The sequence below is a fragment of the Streptomyces sp. NBC_00490 genome (assembly GCF_036013645.1).
GTDB classification, from domain to species: domain Bacteria; phylum Actinomycetota; class Actinomycetes; order Streptomycetales; family Streptomycetaceae; genus Streptomyces; species Streptomyces canus_F.
The window spans coordinates 7681574-7697944 of record NZ_CP107869.1 but is presented as its reverse complement, the minus strand read 5'-3'; the positions used below and the strand labels follow the sequence as shown (position 1 = coordinate 7697944).

Genomic DNA, 16371 nt, shown 5'->3' with positions numbered 1-16371 from the left:
AACCGCGCTGAAACCACGCTGAAGGCGGCCCACCGCACACTCCCCGCCATGACCCTCCACCTCACACCCGACCTCGTCCAGAACCCCCTCGGCGCCTACGCGGACCTCCGCTCCCGCCCCGGGCTCGGCCATGTCGTCCTGCCCGGCCTGAGCACGCCGGTACGGCTCGTCACCCGACACAAGGACGTGACGGCCGCACTCACCGAACCCCGCCTGGTCCGGGACCGGTCGACGGTCACCGACTCCGACATGCCGGATCCGCAGGCGGAGTTGCTGGCATCGGGCCTGGAGGGCCTCCCCGAGGAGTACGTGCCGTACCTCTCCGGACACCTGGCCCTCTTCGACGGCGACGAGCACACCCGTCGCCGTACTCCGCTCACCCGCGCCTTCACCGCCCGCCGGGTGGCCGCGCTGCGCCCCTTCGTGGAGAAGACCGCACAGGAGCTGGCCGACGCCCTCGCCGGACGCGAACGGGCCGATCTGCTGGGCGAGTTCGCCTATCCGCTCAGCACGGCCCTGATCTGCGAGCTGGTCGGCGTGGACGCGGCCGACCGGGACAGGGTGTGCGGCTGGATCCGGGACTTCGCGTACGGCGACGGCAGCGGCGTCCTGGACGGGCTCGGCGGGATCGTCGCGTACACGAAGGACCTGGTGGCGCGGCGCCGCGCCGAGCCCGCCGACGACCTGGTGTCGGCGCTGCTGGCGGACGGCGGCATGACCGACGACGAGATCGTCACCGTCTTCTTCCTGCTCATCAACACCGGTATCACCCCGCCCGCCCTCTTCCTCGCCCACGCCGTCCTCGCCCTACTCGACCACCCCGAGCAGCTGCAACTGCTGCGCTCCAAGCCGGAGTTGCTCGGCCGGGCGGTGCCCGAGCTGCTGCGCCACGTCACGCTGGTCCGCATGGGCGCCACGCTCTACGCCACCGAGGAGTTCGTGTTCGCCGGGACCCGGCTGAGGAAGGGCGAGGCGGTGACGGTCGCCCTGTTCGCCGCCGACCACGACCCGGGCGCCTACGACCACCCCGAACGCCTCGACGTGTCCCGGGAGTTCGGCCGCGGCGACGGCCATCTGGCCTTCGGCCACGGCCCGCACTACTGCATCGGCGCGGCCCTCGGCCGGCTGGTGACCGGCGTGGTGCTGGAGCAGCTCGTCGTACGGCGTTCGGCGGCGCCGGAGTTGGCGGTGGACCGCGCCGACGTACCGTTCGGGCACTGGCCCGGCGACGGCTTCCACCTGCTCGGCCTGCCGGTCAGACTGTGACCCGCACCAGCCCCAGAGCGGCCTCCCTAAGCCCCCGCGGGTCCAGGGCGGCATAGGTGGCCACCGCGTCCTCGTAAGCCGTCATATCGGCGTTCCGGGCGGCCTCGCGGGCGAGTGCCGAGGACATCGTGGGCTGGAAGTTGCGCAGCACCCGGAAGCGTTCGGCGAGGGCGGTCAGCCGGGCCCCGCGCGCGCCGTCGCCGTCGGCCAGGGCGATCGTGCCCAGGGCGAGCAGCAGGGCGCCGCACACCGGGAAGTCGACGGTCACATACCGCGGGGTGGCCGCCGGGCGGGTCAGCAGGGCGGTGAGGCGGTCGGGCAGCGCGGCGGCGAGGGGCGCGACGAGGTGAGTGCGGCCGTGCCGGGCGTGGGCGATGACGGCGGCGCACTGGAGCTCCAGCACCCAGCCCTGGATGACGAGTTCCTCGCCGGGGGCGGGGCTCGCCGCGTGTTCCAGTCGCTCCACGGCCCGGCGCCACAGCCCGAGCCCGGTCTCGACGTCGCCGCGGGCCAGCGCCATCTCGGCGCGGGCGCCCAGGTCGGGGGTGAGGGCGTCCAGGGCGGTGGACTCCGGCTCGTGCCGCAGCGCCTCCTCCAGCCAGTGCTCGGCCGCGTCGAGGTCGCCGGTCTGGAGGTTGGCGAGCATCAGACCCCACCGCATGCCGATGGTGTCGCTCCACTCGCCGAGGCTCTCCAGGGCGTCCAGCGCGGCCCGCATGTGCACCAGCGCCTCGCCGCCGCGCTCGGTCCGGAGACAGAGTTCGGCGAGCCGGGAGGCGGGCCAGATCCGCAGCACCGGGATGTCCCCGTCGCCGAGCGCCTCGACCATGCGGCGGGCGGCGGCCAGGGCGAGGTCCGGCCGGTGCTCGCTCTCCCACACATAGCTGGCGACGTAGTTGGCGACGCCCGCGAGCAGCGGCTTGTCGCTGTGGCACAGAGCGTCCAGCTCCTCGTGGTCCGCGAGCACGTGCGGGAAGGCGCGCAGCACCGTCGCGATGGCCCGCACCATCGTGTCCGGTTCGGCGGGCGGCAGCCGGCGCAGGGTGACCAGGGTGCGTACGGCGCCCGGTCCGACGCCCAGGAACAGGTTGGCGGTCAGCAGCGTGGCCGCGGTGCGGGTGGGTTCGACGTACTCGGCGGTGGGCCGGTAGTGGGACAGGGGCCGGGCGGTGTCCTCCAGGAGGGTGATCATCCGCAGGAAGTTGGTCTCCGTGCTCCACAGGGCGCCGAGGACGGCGGTGACCGTGGCGACGGTGGCGAGGTCCTCGCGGGCGAGCGCGAGCCGCAGCGCCTGGACGAGGTTGTCCTGCTCGGCGCGGATCAGCTGCCAGGAGGCGAACGGGTCGGTGCCGAAGGGGGCGTCGTGGTGCGTGGCGCCGAACTCCCGTGCCCAGTGCAGGAATCGGTCGGTGACCGTGTCCTCCCGGTCCACGGCGGCGAACTCGCGGACGGTCTCCAGCATGCTGAAGCGCGCACCGTACGGTGTGTCGGTGACCTTCAGCAGGGACTGGTCGACGAGGTCCTCCAGGAACTCCCAGGCGTCGTCGACGAGTTGACCGGCCGCCTCGGCCGTGAACCCGGCCGGGAAGACGGACAGGGCACGCAGCGCCGCCTGTGCCGGTTCCTCCAGGAGGTTCCAGCTCCAGTCGACCACGGCGTGCAGGGTGCGGTGGCGTTGCGGGGCGTCCCGGGGCCCGCCCCGCAGCAGCCTGAACCGGTCCTCCAGACGCCGGGCTATCTCCGCGACCGACATCACCCGGACCCGGGCGGCGGCGAGTTCGACGGCGAGCGGCAGCCCGTCGAGGCGGCGGCACAGGGTGGCCACGGCGTCGGCGGGCAGGTCGACGCCGGGGCGGGCGGCGCGGGCGCGCTGCGTGAACAGCTCGACGGTGGTGGCCGGGTCCAGCTCGGGCAGCGGGTGGACGGTCTCCGAGGACAGCCCGAGCGGGGCCCGGCTGGTGGTGAGGATCCGCAGGTCCCGGGTGCGTGACACGAGGGTCTGCACGAGGTCGGCGACGCCGCGCACCACCTGTTCGCAGTTGTCCAGGACGAGCAGTGCGGGTCCGGTACCGAGGGCTCCGACCACGGCGGTGACCGGGTCGGGCCCGGCGGCGTCCAGTGCGGAGGCCACCTCGGCGGCGACGTCGCAGTCCTCCCGGACGCCGGCGAGCGGCACCAGGTGCACGATCCGCTGCTCGGCGTCGCGGGCGACGGCGCTCGCGAGGCGGGTCTTGCCGAGGCCGCCGGGGCCGACGACGGAGGTGACCCGGGAGCCGTGCAGCAGCCGGGTCACCTCGGCGACGTCGGCGTCCCGGCCGAGCAGCGGGTTCGGCTCGTGCGGTACGCCGCGCCGCACGACGGGTGCCTCGCCGCGCAGCAGTTCCTGGTGGAGTTCCTGGAGGGCTGGGCCGGGGTCGGTGCCGAGTTCGTCGCGCAGGCGTCGGCGGTGGCGGTCGTACGTCGCGAGCGCGTCCGGGGCGCCCGCGGTGGCCGTCTGGCAGCGCATCAGCTCCAAGAGGAGTTCCTCGTCGCGCGGGTGGGCGGCGGCCAGGGCGGTCAGCGGTCCGACGGCTTCCTCGCGGCGGCCGGTGCGGGCCAGGGCGAGGGCCCGGGAGCGGACGAGGGTGTGGTGGGCGGCGGCCCGTTCGGCGCGCAGCGCGCCCAGGGGGTCGCCGGGAACGGCCTCCTCGTCGGGCGCCTCGGCGCCGTCCCAGAGCGCGAGTCCGGCCTCGGCCTCGGCGAGGGCGCCCGCGTGGTCCTGGGCGCGGGACTTCTCGGTGGCGGCCGCGGTGTGCAGGAGGACGGCACAGGCGTCGACCTGGTCCTCGCGCAGGGTGAGCCGGTATCCGGTGGGGGTGCCGGCGATGGCCTCGGTGCCGAGCTGCCGCCGGGCCCGGGAGACCAGGATCTGCAGCGCCTTCGCGGGGTTCTCCGGTTGCTCCTCCGGCCACAGCCCCGCCATGAGCCGCCCGGCACCGCACCCCGTGCGCAACTCCCCCGCCAGCAGCGCGAGCAGCCCCCGCAGCCGGGGCGCGGTGATCTCCCGCCCCTGATGGGCCACGGTCGTCAGCAACGTCAACTCGATGGTCACCGCGCCAGGTTAGTCAGCCGATCGCACGACCGCCCCTGGTCGGGACCACGAGCAGTCACCGGGAGGACCGAGGCTGGCGGACCGAACCCGCCCGCCCCGCACCCGGTTTCGGCACGTTCTCATGCCGCCGTCGAGCGCTCCCGTGCCGTGGGGAACCCCGGCGTCCGCAGTACCCGGCGCTCGGCGTCCACCGCGAAGACCTCGCAACCCGGGAGCCCCGCCGCCCAGTCGACGCCCTCCGCGCCCATGGCGAAGGCGGCCGTGGCGACCGAGTCGGCCTCGGTCAGGGTGTCGGCCACCACCGTGAGGCTGAGCAGGCCCGTGGCCGGTCGGCCGGTGCGGCCGTCGAGGATGTGGTCGCCGCGTTCGTAGCGGGCGGAGGTGGCGACCGCGCCGTCCGTGAGCTCCAGGACCGTGCACAGCCGGTCGGCGTGCTCGGGGTGGCGTACGCCCACCCGCCAGGGCCCGCCGGCGGCGACCACGTCACCGCCGGCGTTGAGGACGAAGCGCCGGGCGCCGGCCGCCGTCAGGAGCTCGGCGGCGCGCTGCACCGACCAGCCCTTGACCACCGCGCAGGGGTCGAGGCCCCGGCCCGGCAGCCGTATGTCGAACGCGCCGGCCGTCGCGACCCGGTAGTGCTCGCACAGGTCGAGCACGGTCCGCAGATCCGCGCTCACCGCTCCTTCGGCCAGCTCGCCCCGGCCCAGCCGCGACACCTCGCTGTCGGGCTTGAACGGGCTGAACCGGGCGTCGACCTCGCGCAGCCACGCGAAGACGGCGTCCGCGGTCTCCTCGCCGATATGCGCGTCGTCGACCCGCAGCGAGACCGGGAACCCCATGACATGTTCGACCCTGTGCATGGTCAGCCCTTCGCGTCGATCGCGGCCTGGAGGGACTCCTTGTAGCCGTCGCTGGTGATCGTCGCACCGGACACGGTGTCGATGTCCGCGCTCTGCGCCTCCAGCGTCTCCGCGATCAGCTTCGGCACCGCGGCCGTCGTCTGCGGGTGGTTCGGTTGCTGGAGCATCTTCACCGCGGAGATCTCGTCGCCCTCGAAGGCCACCTGCACCTGCACGGTGCCCTTCTCGGTGTTCACCGCCGGGCCGTCGACGGTCCGCGCCGCCGAGGCGGTGGAGGGCGAGGCGGACGGCGAGGGCGAGGCGGCCGCCGCCTCGGCGTTCGCGTCGATCGCGGCCTGGAGGGACTCCTTGTAGCCCTCGGTGGTGATCGTCGCACCGGACACGGTGTCGATGTCCGCGCTCTGCGCCTCCAGCGTCTCCGCGATCAGCTTCGGCACCGCGGCCGTCGTCTGCGGGTGGTTCGGTTGCTGGAGCATCTTCACGGCGGTGATCTCGTCGCCCTGGAAGGTCACCTGGACCTGCACAGGGCCCTTCTCGGTGGTGACCGTCGTGCCCTTGACGACGGTGCCCGACGACGCACCCGAACCCGAGGACGAGGAGGAGTCCGACGGCGTCGAGGCCGCCTCCGTGGTGGACGTGCTGCCGCCGATGGACGGCTCGTAGCGCCAGATGGGGACCAGGCCCGCGATGCTGAGGACGACTACAGGTATGGCTCGCTTCACGATCTCTTCCTCATCCCGCCAGGCTGAAGCGCTCGAAGTGGGTCTGCGCCTTGGGCACGTCCAGCTCACGGAGACTGCCGAGCACGGCGTTCATCATCGGGGGCGGGCCGCACAGGAAGACGTCCCGGTCGGTGATGTCGGGGACCAGCCGGAGCAGCTCGGCCGGGGCCAGCTTGTCGGGCACCGGCGGGCCGGTCACCAGGTGCAGCTCGGCGCCCTTGGCGTGGGCCAGCTCTCGCAGCTCCTCGTAGAGGACGGCGTCCCGGTCGGTGGCGACGCGGTAGATGACGACCGCGTGCCCCTGCAGCTCCTCCAGGAGCGCCCGGATCGGGGTGACGCCGACGCCGCCGGCGATGAGGACGGCCTCGGGGCGGGTGCGGTGCAGCGCGGTGAAGGCGCCGTAGGGGCCCTCGGCGAAGACGCGCGTGCCGGGCTTCAGGTGGCGCAGGGCGGCGGTGCCGTCACCGGCGACCTTCGCGGTGAGGCGCAGGGTGCGGCCGTCGGGGGCCGCCGACAGGGAGAAGGGGTTCGCCTGCCACCAGCGGTCCTTGGTCAGGAAGCGCCACAGGAAGAACTGGCCGGCCTGGGCGGGCAGCTTGTCCAGGTCACGGCCGGTGACATAGATCGAGACGACGTTGTCGGACTCGGGGACGACGGCCTGGATACGGAACTGGTGGCGCAGGTTGCGCCACAGCGGCAGCACCATCCGGCCCAGCACCACCGAGCCGAGGGCGACGGTCCACAGTCCGTACCAGTACGTCTTCGCGGCGTTCGACGAGGTGAACGTCGTACCGACCGCGACCTGGTGGGTGAAGGCCAGCAGCACCGCGACGTAGGTGTACAGGTGGATGAAGTGCCAGGTCTCGTAGGCCAGCCGGCGGCGGGCGTAGCGGGCCGAGACACCGCCGACGACGAGGATGATCGCGAAGGCGGTGAGCGCGCGCAGCACGCCTTCGGTGGTCTCGGCGAGGTCGACGACCGTGCCGACCGGGCCCACCTCGGTGCCCTCGGCGTAGCCGAAGGCGATGAAGACGAGGTGCGCGAGGAGCGTCCACAGGATGCCGAAGCCGGTCCAGCGGTGCCAGGAGGTCAGCCGGTCCATGCCGATGCGGCGGTCGAGCCACGGCAGGCGGGCCACCAGGAGCAGCTGGAAGGCCATGAACAGGGCGCCGTAGAGACCGGCGAGCCGGCCGGTCACGATCAGTGCGTTGGAGGCGAACCCGGCCTGGGCGAAGAAGAAGGCGACCACGGCCACGTTCGCGGCGATCACGGCGTACAGGCCCGTGCGGGCCACCACTTTGGGCCGTATCGCCGTGGGGGGCGCGGTGGGCGGATTGACGGTCGTCGTCACGGACGGAGCTCCTTGATCGGGGCCTGGGTAATCGAGCTTCGCTTGAGCGACCTGTCGATTTACTGTCGTACAACTTTCAAGTGGTTATCGATGTGGCCGTGAGGGAGCATCGGCTCTGGAGTCGGGGCCCGCGTGACGCACTATGAACGGGTGGAAAAAGTACGCCTCCTCGTCGTGGACGACGACCCGCCCATCGCCGACCTCGTGGCGACCGTCGCCCGTTACGAGGGCTGGGACGCGGTGACGGCGAACTCCGGGGAGGAGGCGCTGAGCCGTGCCGCGTCGTTCCGTCCGGACATCGTGGTCCTCGACCTCATGCTGCCCGACATCGACGGCTTCGGCGTCCTGGAGCGGCTGCGCAGCTCGGGGACGATGGTGCCCGTGGTGTTCCTCACCGCCCGGGACGCGGTCGCCGACCGGGTGGCGGGGCTGACCCGGGGCGGCGACGACTATCTGGTGAAGCCGTTCGCGGTGGAGGAGCTGATGGCCCGGCTGCGGACCGTGCTGCGGCGCTCCGCGGGGCCCGGCTTCCAGCGGTCGGTGCTGCGGGTGGCCGATCTGACGATGGACGAGGACACCCGCGAGGTGCGCCGCGGTGACAAACTGCTCACCCTCACCCCGACCGAGTACGAGGTGCTGCGCTACCTCATGCGCAAGTCACCGACCGTGCTCACCAAGGCGCAGATCCTCGACCATGTGTGGGAGTACGGCTTCGGCGGCCGTTCCAACGTCGTCGAGCTGGTCGTGAGCCGACTGCGCCGCAAGCTGGACGACACGGGTGATCCGCTCATCCACACCGTCCGGGGCTTCGGCTATGTGATCCGGCAGGCGGCCGGGTGATCCGGCGGATCCGTCAGGCGTATCGCCGACTCCGGCTCGGCACCCGGCTGGCGCTCGGCCTCGGCGTGCTGGCGCTGCTGGTGTTCGGCGTCGTGGGCACCGCGCTGACGACGTACATGCGGGACTATCTGTCGGCCCAGCTCAACGAGCAGCTCCAGATCGCCCAGGTCGCCCAGTCCAAGAGCATCCTGGACCACGGCTCGCTGGCGGGCAAGAAGTACTGGCGCTGGTACTACGCCGTGTACGACGTGAAGGACGGCACCGCCCGGCTCCGTACCCCCGAGGACGCCACCGACCTGCCGGAGGACGTCGACGACTTCACGTCCCTGGCGCAGGCGCAGACCGGCGCCGGCAGCGAGCTGCTGCGCACCGCGCATCTCCGGGGCGCGGGCGACTACCGGCTGCGGGCCTGTGAGGTCGAGCCCGGTGTGGTCCTGGTCAGCGCGGCACCCATGGACGAGATCGACGAGACCGTGGGGCAGCTGATCACGATCCAGGTCGTCACGTTCGGCCTCGCGCTGCTGGCGCTGGTGCTGTTCGGGCGGAAGGTGCTGCGCAAGGGCCTGAAACCGCTGAGCGACATGGCGTACACCGCGCACGGCATCTCCTCGCACAACCTCAGCGACCCGGAGGCCCGGCTGCCGCTGCGCGCGGACCGCAAGGGCGGCGGCCCGGAGGTCGAGGAACTGCGCACCGCGTTCAACACGATGCTGGAGCACATCGACGACTCGCTCGCGGTGCGCGCGGAGGCCGAGCAGCGGCTGCGCCGGTTCGTCGCGGACGCCTCGCACGAACTCCGTACGCCTCTGATGTCCGTACGGGGCTATGCGGACCTCTTCCAGTACGCCGCCGCCAACGAGCCCGAGGAGCGGGACCGGCATCTGGCGAGGCTGCGCGCGGAGGCGGCCCGGATGGGTGTCCTGCTGGACGACCTGCTGATGCTCGCCCGGCTCGACGCCGCGGAGGTGGACACCCCGCTGCGGCCCAAGGACACGGACCTGGTGGACCTGGTCCACGACGCGGCCGACGCCTTCCGCGCCGCACACCCGGACCGCCCGTTGACGCTGACCAAGGGCCCGCAGTCCTTGATGCTGCGCCTGGACCCGCACCGCATCCGCCAGGTCCTGGACAACCTCCTCACCAACGCGGCCGTGCACACTCCGGCCGGCACCCCGGTGTCGGTGGCGGTCACGGTCGACTCCGCCCGGGTCCTGGTCCGTGTGACGGACGCGGGCCCCGGTATCCCGCCCGCCGACCAGGAGAAGGTCTTCGACCGCTTCTACCGCGTCGACAAGGCCCGCAGTCGCGACCGCGGCGGCAGTGGCCTGGGTCTGGCCGTGGCCCGCGCCCTCGTATGGGCCCACGGCGGCACGGTGGAGGTGAGCAGCGAGCCGGGCCGGACGGTGTTCACGGTGTCGCTGCCGCTGGGAGGCGGGGCGGCGGGCGGCTGAACGGACCGGGCCCGGCCGGGCCCGCGGGCGACGAAATGTCACCGGACGGGCAAGTCTCGTTTGCGGAAGCCAAGTTGGCAGGCCCGGCTCGCCATGAACGGCTGGACAGATCTTCCGGGCTCCCCCAGGATGGCAGTCGCCGGGCTGTGGAGTCCGTGCCCTGGGAGGCAACCCCCGTGGTCACCTGCGCGGAGAGGCGATGCGGTCCGATCCCCAACGTTTGCTTGCCACGGCAGTTCGCCGCATCGCCCGCGCCGAGGACCGTGCGGAGGTCGTCCATGAACTCTGTGCGGTGGGCGTGGAGCACTTCGCGGACGCGGTACTCGTCTACCTCGCGCCCGGCCCCGGCCCCTCGTACGAGCGGGAAACGGTCCCCGGCCGACTCCACCTGACCGCGAGCCGGTTCCTGGCAGACGGGCCGGACCTGGTCGGCTCGACCGGCGCTCCGGTACCGGCTCTCGCCTCGGTGGCGCGCTCCGGTGACCTGGCCGAAGTCCTGCGTGCGGGTGAGACGTTGAGCCGGATCTCCCCCGCGATCGAACCGGCGCTGCGGGAACTGCTGGGCCAGGCTCCCGGGCTGCCGGAGGGGCATCGCGTCCTCCTCGCCCCCCTGTCCGACGCGCGGGGCGTGCTCGGCGCGGCCGTGTTCCTCCGCCGCCCCGACCGCGAGGCCTTCGACGCCGACGACGTGCTGACGGCCGACCGGCTCTCGGCACAGGCCGCACTCGGCGTGAGCGAGGCGACAGCCTCACCCCGCACGGCAGCCACACCCGCCATGACCGACACGACCGACACCGCGGACCCACTGTCTACGGCCTCCGCACCCCCGACGACCGCCTCACCACCACCCCCCGCCGCCGGGACGCGAAAACCGTTCCCACCGTCCCCGACCTCCGCAACGACCCCCGCCCCCATGAGCCGCGAGGGCGACCGGCTGCGCTTCGCCGGGGCGGCGACCCGCCGGATCGCTCGCGGTATCGACCTGGACGAGATCGTGATCGGGCTGTGCCGGGCCAGCGTGCCGACCTTCTCGGACGCGATCCTCGTGTACCTCCGCGAACCGCTGCCGGTCGGCGACGAACGTCCCGTCGAACCGCTCGTCCTGCGGCTGCACCGGACCGACCGGATCCCGCCCGAGGAGGACGGTCTCCGGCTCGTGGACGACCCACGGCCCAGGCCACCCGCGCTGGACGAACTCGTCGCCGAGCGCTGCACCGTGCCGGGCGGCGGCGCGCTCGCCGAGGTGCTGCGAGGCGTACGCCCCGTCTTCACCAACTCCCCGGCGGCCCAGGCCGCCCTGCCCGAACTCCTCGGCAAGGGCAGCGAGTCGGTGACCCCGGCCGGACAGCACGCCATCCTCGCCCCCCTGCGCGGCCGCCGCCGTGTCATCGGCGCCGCCCTCTTCCTGCGCAGCCCCGAACGCCCCGCCTTCGAACAGGACGACCTCCTGCTCGCCGCCCAGCTCGCCACCCACAGCGCCCTCGGCATCGACAAGGCGGCCCTGTACGGCCGTGAGGCGTACATCGCCGACGAACTCCAGCGCGCCATGCTCCCCGAGACCCTGCCCCGCCCGACCGGCGTCCGGCTGGCCTCCCGTTACCTCCCGGCCGCCGAGACGGCCCGTGTCGGCGGCGACTGGTACGACGCGATCCCCCTGCCGGGCAGCCGTGTCGCGCTGGTCGTCGGCGATGTCATGGGCCACTCCATGACCTCCGCCGCGGTCATGGGCCAGCTGCGGACGACGGCCCAGACGCTCGCCGGTCTCGACATGCCGCCGCAGGAAGTGCTGCACCACCTCGACGAACAGGCCCAGCGGCTGGGCGCCGACCGGATGGCAACCTGTGTCTACTGCGTCTACGACCCCGTCGCGCACCGCATCACCATCGCCAACGCCGGCCATCCCCCGCCCATCCTGGTGCACCTGGGCGGCCGCACCGAGGTGCTGCGGGTGCCCCCGGGCGCACCCATCGGGGTCGGCGGCGTCGCCTTCGAGGCCGTGGAGCTGGACGCCCCGGCCGACGCCACCCTGCTCCTGTACACCGACGGGCTGGTCGAATCGCGCCTGCGGGACGTGTGGACCGGTATCGAGCAGCTGCGCGAGAAGCTCGCCGCGACCGCGCGGCTGACCGGCCCCGAGCGTCCGCCGCCGCTGGAGGAGCTGTGCGACGAGGTGCTCGACATGCTCGGACCGGGCGACCGGGACGACGACATCGCACTGCTCGCCGCCCGCTTCGAGGGGATCGCGCCGAGTGACGTGGCGTACTGGTTCCTGGAACCGTCGGAGGCGACACCCGGCCGGGCGCGGCGGCTGGTCCGGCGCACCTTGTCCCGCTGGGGGCTCGAGGAGCTGAGCGACTCCGCGGAGCTGCTGGTCAGCGAGATCGTCACCAATGCCGTGCGGTACGCGTCCCGGCCCATCACCGTGCGGCTGCTGCGCACCCACGTGCTGCGCTGCGAGGTCACCGACGACGAGCCCCGGCTCCCGGTGCTCGGGCAGGCGCGGGCCACGGACGAGGGCGGACGGGGCCTGTACCTGGTGAACAGGGTGGCCCGGCACTGGGGAGCGTCCCGGCTGAGCACCGGCAAGATCGTCTGGTTCGAGCTCGACCGGCCGTGACCGGGTCCGTCACGGCAACGCCAGCTCCGTCCAGATGATCTTCCCCTCAGGGGTGTAGCGCGTCCCCCACCGCTCGGTGAGCTGGGCGACGAGGAACAGCCCGCGGCCGCCCTCGTCCTCGTTCTTCGCACGGCGCAGTCGCGGGGACGTACTGCTGCCGTCGGAGACCTCGCAGATCAGGGCGCGGTCGCGGAGCAGCCGGAGCCGGACCGGGCCGGTGGCGTGCCGGATGGCGTTGGTGACCAGTTCGCTGGCGACGAGTTCGACGGTGAACGACAGCTCCTCCAGGCCCCAGGCCGTGAGCTGTTCGGTGACCGCCGCGCGGAAGCGGGAGACGGCCGCCGGGTCGCTGGGCACGTCCCACTGGGCGACCCGGTCGCAGTCCAGGGCGTGCGTACGGGCCACCAGCAGGGCCACGTCGTCGCTCGGCCGGGCCGGCAGCAGCGCGTCCAGGACCGCCTCGCAGGTCTCCTCCGGCGGCCGTCCGGCCTGGGCGAGGACGGCGCCCAGCCTCTGCATCCCGGCGTCGATGTCCCGCTGCCGGTCCTCGATCAACCCGTCGGTGTAGAGCACCAGTTGGCTGCCCTCCGCCAGCTCCAGCTCGACGGTCTCGAAGGGCATCCCGCCGAGCCCGAGCGGCGGGGCGGAGGGCAGGTCGACGAAGGTCACCGTGCCGTCGGGGTCGACGACCGCGGGCAGCGGGTGCCCGGCGCGGGTCAGGGTGCAGCGCCGGGACACCGGGTCGTAGACGGCGTAGAGACAGGTCGCCCCGACGATCCCGGAGTCGGGGCTGTTCTCCGCCGCCCAGCCCTCGCCCCGGTCGAGGCGGCCGACGAGGTCGTCGAGGTGGGTGAGAAGGTCGTCGGGCGGCAGGTCGAGGGCGCAGAAGTTGTGGACGGCGGTGCGCAGCCGGCCCATCGTGGCGGCCGCGTGCAGTCCGTGGCCCACGACGTCCCCGACCACGAGCGCGACCCGCGCGCCGGAGAGCGGGATGACGTCGAACCAGTCGCCGCCGACGCCGGCCTGGGCCGGCAGATAGCGGTAGGCGACCTCGACGGCGCTCTGCTCGGACCGGCCCCGCGGCAGCAGGCTGCGCTGGAGGGCGAGCGCGGTGTTGTGCTCGCGGGTGTAGCGGCGGGCGTTGTCGATGCAGATGGCCGCGCGGCCGGCCAGTTCCTGGGCGAGGGAGAGGTCGTCGTCCTCGAAGCGGGCGGTCTTCTCGGCGCGGTAGAAGCTGACCAGGCCGAGGGTCTCGCCGCGGGCCCGCAGCGGCACCGTGACCAGGGAGTGGATACCGGCGGCGGCGAGCACGGGTTCGAGCATCGACTGCCGGGCCTCCAGCCCGCGGGCCTGCGGTGTGGACGCGGCGTACCGGACGAGGCCGCCGACCGGGTGCAGACGCGGTTCCTCATGTACGGCGCCCAGGGCGACCCGCCGCAGCGGGGTGTCCGCGCCCAGCGGTCCCGGCTCCTCGCCGAGCAGCACCCCGTCCGGCAGGTCCACGGCGACGAAGTCGGCGAACCGGGGGACGGTCGCCTCCGCGAGTTCCTCCGCGGTGCGGGTGACGTCGAGGGTGGTACCGATCCGCATGCCCGCGTCGTGCAGGAACTCCAGGCGCCGGCGCGCGAGCAGGGCCAGCCGTCCGACACCGGGCTCACCGAGGAGAAGCAGCCGGGCGTCGGCACCTGGGGCGTCCGTCCCGGGGGCGTCGCTGCCGCGCTCGGCGACGGACGGGAGCGCGCCGACACTCGTGACGGTCGCCCCGGGCTCGCCCTGCGCGTCCCACTGCACTTCGGCGGGTGTCGGTACGACCGTCCGCAGTCCGGCGGATCCCACCGCGGGCCGGACCGGTGCGGGGGAGGGGGCCGGCTGTGGAAGGGCCGCGTTCGGGGTGACCGGGGCGGCGGGCGCGCTGAGGCAGACCTGGCGCACGTGCGGGCTGCCGACGATGCGGGCCTCGACGACGACGCCCGTCTCACCCGCCGCGCCCCGGACCTGACGGCGCAGCAGGGTGGCGGTGCGGCCGCCGGAGAGGGTCACCTCGTCGAGGGTGCGGTGCGGGGAGGCGAGGAGTTCCTCGGCCTTCTCGCGCAGCACGGCCCGGTCGACGGGGCCGAGTTCGTCCCCGTCCGGGCGCCCCGGCTGCCGCCACTGTGCCGACGCGTGGGCGGTGGCCCGCCGGTACGCGGCGAGGAGGGCCCGCTCGCGGTCCGTGGCCACCTCCAGCATCCGTGCCTCGATGGCGTGGGCGGCCTCACGGACCAGCCGCAGCATGGCGGGGTCGCCCGCGTCGCGCAGACAGGTGAGGTCGAGGACGGCCTCGATGCGTCCGCTGAGCGGGTTGCGGACGGGCGCGCCGGCGCAGGCGAAGGGCTGGAGGCAGTCGGCGAAGTGCTCACGGCCGACGACGTAGACGGGGTTGCGTTCGGCGAGCGCGGTGCCGACGCCGTTGGTGCCCACGACCCGTTCGGAGGCGTCGAAGCCGGGGGCGAAGTTCACCTCGTCGAGGCGGTCGCAGAGCTGTCGTCCGCCGCCGAGCCGCTGGACCATGCGGCCCTGTCCGTCGCACAGCGCGATGGTCATGCCGGCCTCGGAGAGCGAGGTGGCGAGGTTCTTCAGGACCGGCTCGGCCGCGTGCAGGAGCGGGTCGTCCAGGGTGAGGTCCGGCGCGTAGGCGGCCTGGAGGCGGTCCGGTTCCAGCCCGACGGACCTGCACCGTTTCCAGGAGTCGAGCACGGAGCCCCGGACGTCCGCGTCCACTCGGGCCCCGGCCAGAAAACGTTCGTGGGCATCGACGAGCCCGCCGATGTCGTCCCAGGCGACGGACAACAGGATCACTTCCCTACCCGGCGACGGACCCGGTGGCGCGCCGCCGTTCGGCTCGCCCCCCGGCGGAGTCCTCCCAGTCGTTTTTCACCCTAGACCCTTTGTGATACCGATCACAACAAAGTCCTGAAGCGCCCCGGAGGCACCTTTCGTCCCCATGTTCGACCGTCGTCCTTGACGTTCGGTCAGAGGCCTGTTGAAGAGACGAGGCGGGCTGTCAGCCGCGCGGCGGCCGGCCGCAGCTGCGGCGGACGATGACCTCGACGGGGATCAGCGGCTCGACCCGCTCCTCGGTCCGCCCGTCGATCCGGTCCAGCAGGAGCCGCAGCGAACGCCGGCCGATCGCGGCGAAGTCGGTGCGGACGGTGGTGAGCGGCGGCAGCAGATGGGCCGCCTCGGGGATGTCGTCGTAGCCGACGACGCTCACGTCCTCGGGGACCCGGCGGCCCGCCTCGTGGAGGGCGTGCAGCAGACCGAGGGCCATCTGGTCGTTGGAGGCGAACACGGCGGTGACGTCCGGGCGCCGGGCCAGCCGCCGGCCGAGGTCGTAGCCGGAGTCCGCGCTCCAGTCGCCGATGAGCAGCTCGGGCACCTCGGCGCCCGCCGCCTTCAGGGTGTCCTGCCAGCTGATGAGGCGCTGGTCGGCGGAGGTCCAGCCGGTGGGCCCCGCGATGTGCCACACGGTGGGGTGTCCGAGGCGCAGCAGGTGCTCGACGGCCTTGCGGGCGCCGTTGCGGGAGTCGGCGGTGACCAGCTGGGTGCCGCCCCTGATCTCGTTCTCCAGGACCACCAGCGGGGTGTCGAGGTGGGTGTCGGCCAGCGCCTGTCCCACCCGGTGCTGGGGCGCGATGGCGATGACGCCGTCCGCGCCCTCGGCCGACAGCCGCTCCACGGCCGCGGCGACCGTGGCGTGGTCGGCGGTGTCGTCCAGGGCGATGGAGCTCAGCAGGTAACCGGCCTTCTGGGCGGCGGTGTTGATGGCGGTCAGGGTGCTGGCGGGTCCGTAGCGGGCGGCGTCGAAGGAGATGACCCCGAGCATCCGCGTCCGTCCGCTGGCCAGCGACCGCGCACTGCGGCTGGGCCGGTAGCCGAGGCTCCGCATGGCGGCCTGCACGACTTCACGCGTCTCGGGACGGACGGCCGGGTTGTCGTTGAGCACCCGCGAAACGGTCTGCTTGGACACTCCGGCCAGCCGCGCCACGTCGTCCATGACCGGCCGCGAGCCCGCGAAGTTGCGTCGACTGCGCCCTTTGGGGGCGGGAGCGGCGCTGGAGCTCATCGGAGGCGCTTCCTCAGTAGGCTGCCGGGACGGCTTCAGCATACGACCGGTCCACGCACCCAAGGGGC

The 16371-nt window shown here is 73.3% G+C and carries 10 protein-coding genes; 4 read left to right on the top strand and 6 right to left on the bottom strand.

Annotated elements, in window-relative coordinates; translation table 11 throughout:
- Positions 1-48: 48 nt before the first annotated feature.
- Entirely contained in the window at positions 49-1266 is a 1218-nt protein-coding gene (locus tag OG381_RS35165) for a cytochrome P450 (RefSeq protein WP_327720023.1), read from the top strand.
- Here OG381_RS35165 and OG381_RS35160 read toward each other — a convergent pair.
- The 4 genes from OG381_RS35160 to OG381_RS35145 all read right to left on the bottom strand — a co-directional run bounded on the left by OG381_RS35160 (position 1256) and on the right by OG381_RS35145 (position 7290).
- Positions 1256-4357, bottom strand: coding sequence for an ATP-binding protein (locus OG381_RS35160; protein WP_327720022.1), 3102 nt, complete (start codon positions 4355-4357; stop codon positions 1256-1258). The genes OG381_RS35165 and OG381_RS35160 overlap by 11 nt on opposite strands.
- 119 nt (positions 4358-4476) lie before the next feature.
- The gene (locus OG381_RS35155) at positions 4477-5217 is read right to left on the bottom strand and encodes an FAD:protein FMN transferase (RefSeq protein ID WP_327720021.1); all 741 of its coding nucleotides are present in this window, start codon (positions 5215-5217) and stop codon (positions 4477-4479) included.
- 2 nt (positions 5218-5219) lie between these two features.
- Positions 5220-5939: an FMN-binding protein gene (locus tag OG381_RS35150; protein WP_327720020.1), complete on the bottom strand. Its 720-nt coding sequence runs from the start codon at positions 5937-5939 to the stop codon at positions 5220-5222.
- Positions 5940-5949: 10 nt separating this feature from the next.
- Positions 5950-7290, bottom strand: coding sequence for a ferredoxin reductase family protein (locus OG381_RS35145; protein WP_327720019.1), 1341 nt, complete (start codon positions 7288-7290; stop codon positions 5950-5952).
- Between the two features lie 150 nt (positions 7291-7440).
- On the opposite strand from OG381_RS35145, the gene OG381_RS35140 reads away from it, so the two are divergent.
- From OG381_RS35140 to OG381_RS35130, 3 genes are all read left to right on the top strand, one after another.
- Positions 7441-8130, top strand: coding sequence for a response regulator transcription factor (locus tag OG381_RS35140; protein ID WP_327720018.1), 690 nt, complete (start codon positions 7441-7443; stop codon positions 8128-8130).
- Positions 8127-9581: a sensor histidine kinase gene (locus tag OG381_RS35135; protein WP_327720017.1), complete on the top strand. Its 1455-nt coding sequence runs from the start codon at positions 8127-8129 to the stop codon at positions 9579-9581. Before OG381_RS35140 ends, OG381_RS35135 begins: the two co-directional genes overlap by 4 nt.
- A gap of 775 nt (positions 9582-10356) precedes the next feature.
- Positions 10357-12198: an ATP-binding SpoIIE family protein phosphatase gene (locus OG381_RS35130; protein WP_327722628.1), complete on the top strand. Its 1842-nt coding sequence runs from the start codon at positions 10357-10359 to the stop codon at positions 12196-12198.
- A gap of 9 nt (positions 12199-12207) precedes the next feature.
- Here the strand turns inward: OG381_RS35130 and OG381_RS35125 are convergent, their stop codons facing one another.
- Both OG381_RS35125 and OG381_RS35120 read right to left on the bottom strand, forming a co-directional pair.
- Positions 12208-15036, bottom strand: a complete 2829-nt coding sequence (locus tag OG381_RS35125) for a SpoIIE family protein phosphatase (RefSeq protein ID WP_327720016.1) — start codon at positions 15034-15036, stop codon at positions 12208-12210.
- A 205-nt stretch (positions 15037-15241) separates the two neighbouring features.
- Positions 15242-16303 carry a LacI family DNA-binding transcriptional regulator gene (locus tag OG381_RS35120; RefSeq protein ID WP_327720015.1) on the bottom strand — a complete coding sequence of 354 codons (1062 nt, stop codon included), beginning with the start codon at positions 16301-16303 and terminating at the stop codon, positions 15242-15244.
- Between the last annotated feature and the right edge of the window lie 68 nt (positions 16304-16371).

What these genes read in the sequence shown, in the direction of transcription:
- OG381_RS35165 (WP_327720023.1), top strand. Translation starts at nt 49, where the DNA reads ATGACCCTCCACCTCACACCCGACCTCGTCCAGAACCCCCTCGGCGCC.
- OG381_RS35155 (WP_327720021.1), bottom strand. Translation starts at nt 5,217, where the DNA reads ATGCACAGGGTCGAACATGTCATGGGGTTCCCGGTCTCGCTGCGGGTC.
- OG381_RS35130 (WP_327722628.1), top strand. Translation starts at nt 10,357, where the DNA reads ATGACCGACACGACCGACACCGCGGACCCACTGTCTACGGCCTCCGCA.
- OG381_RS35120 (WP_327720015.1), bottom strand. Translation starts at nt 16,303, where the DNA reads ATGAGCTCCAGCGCCGCTCCCGCCCCCAAAGGGCGCAGTCGACGCAAC.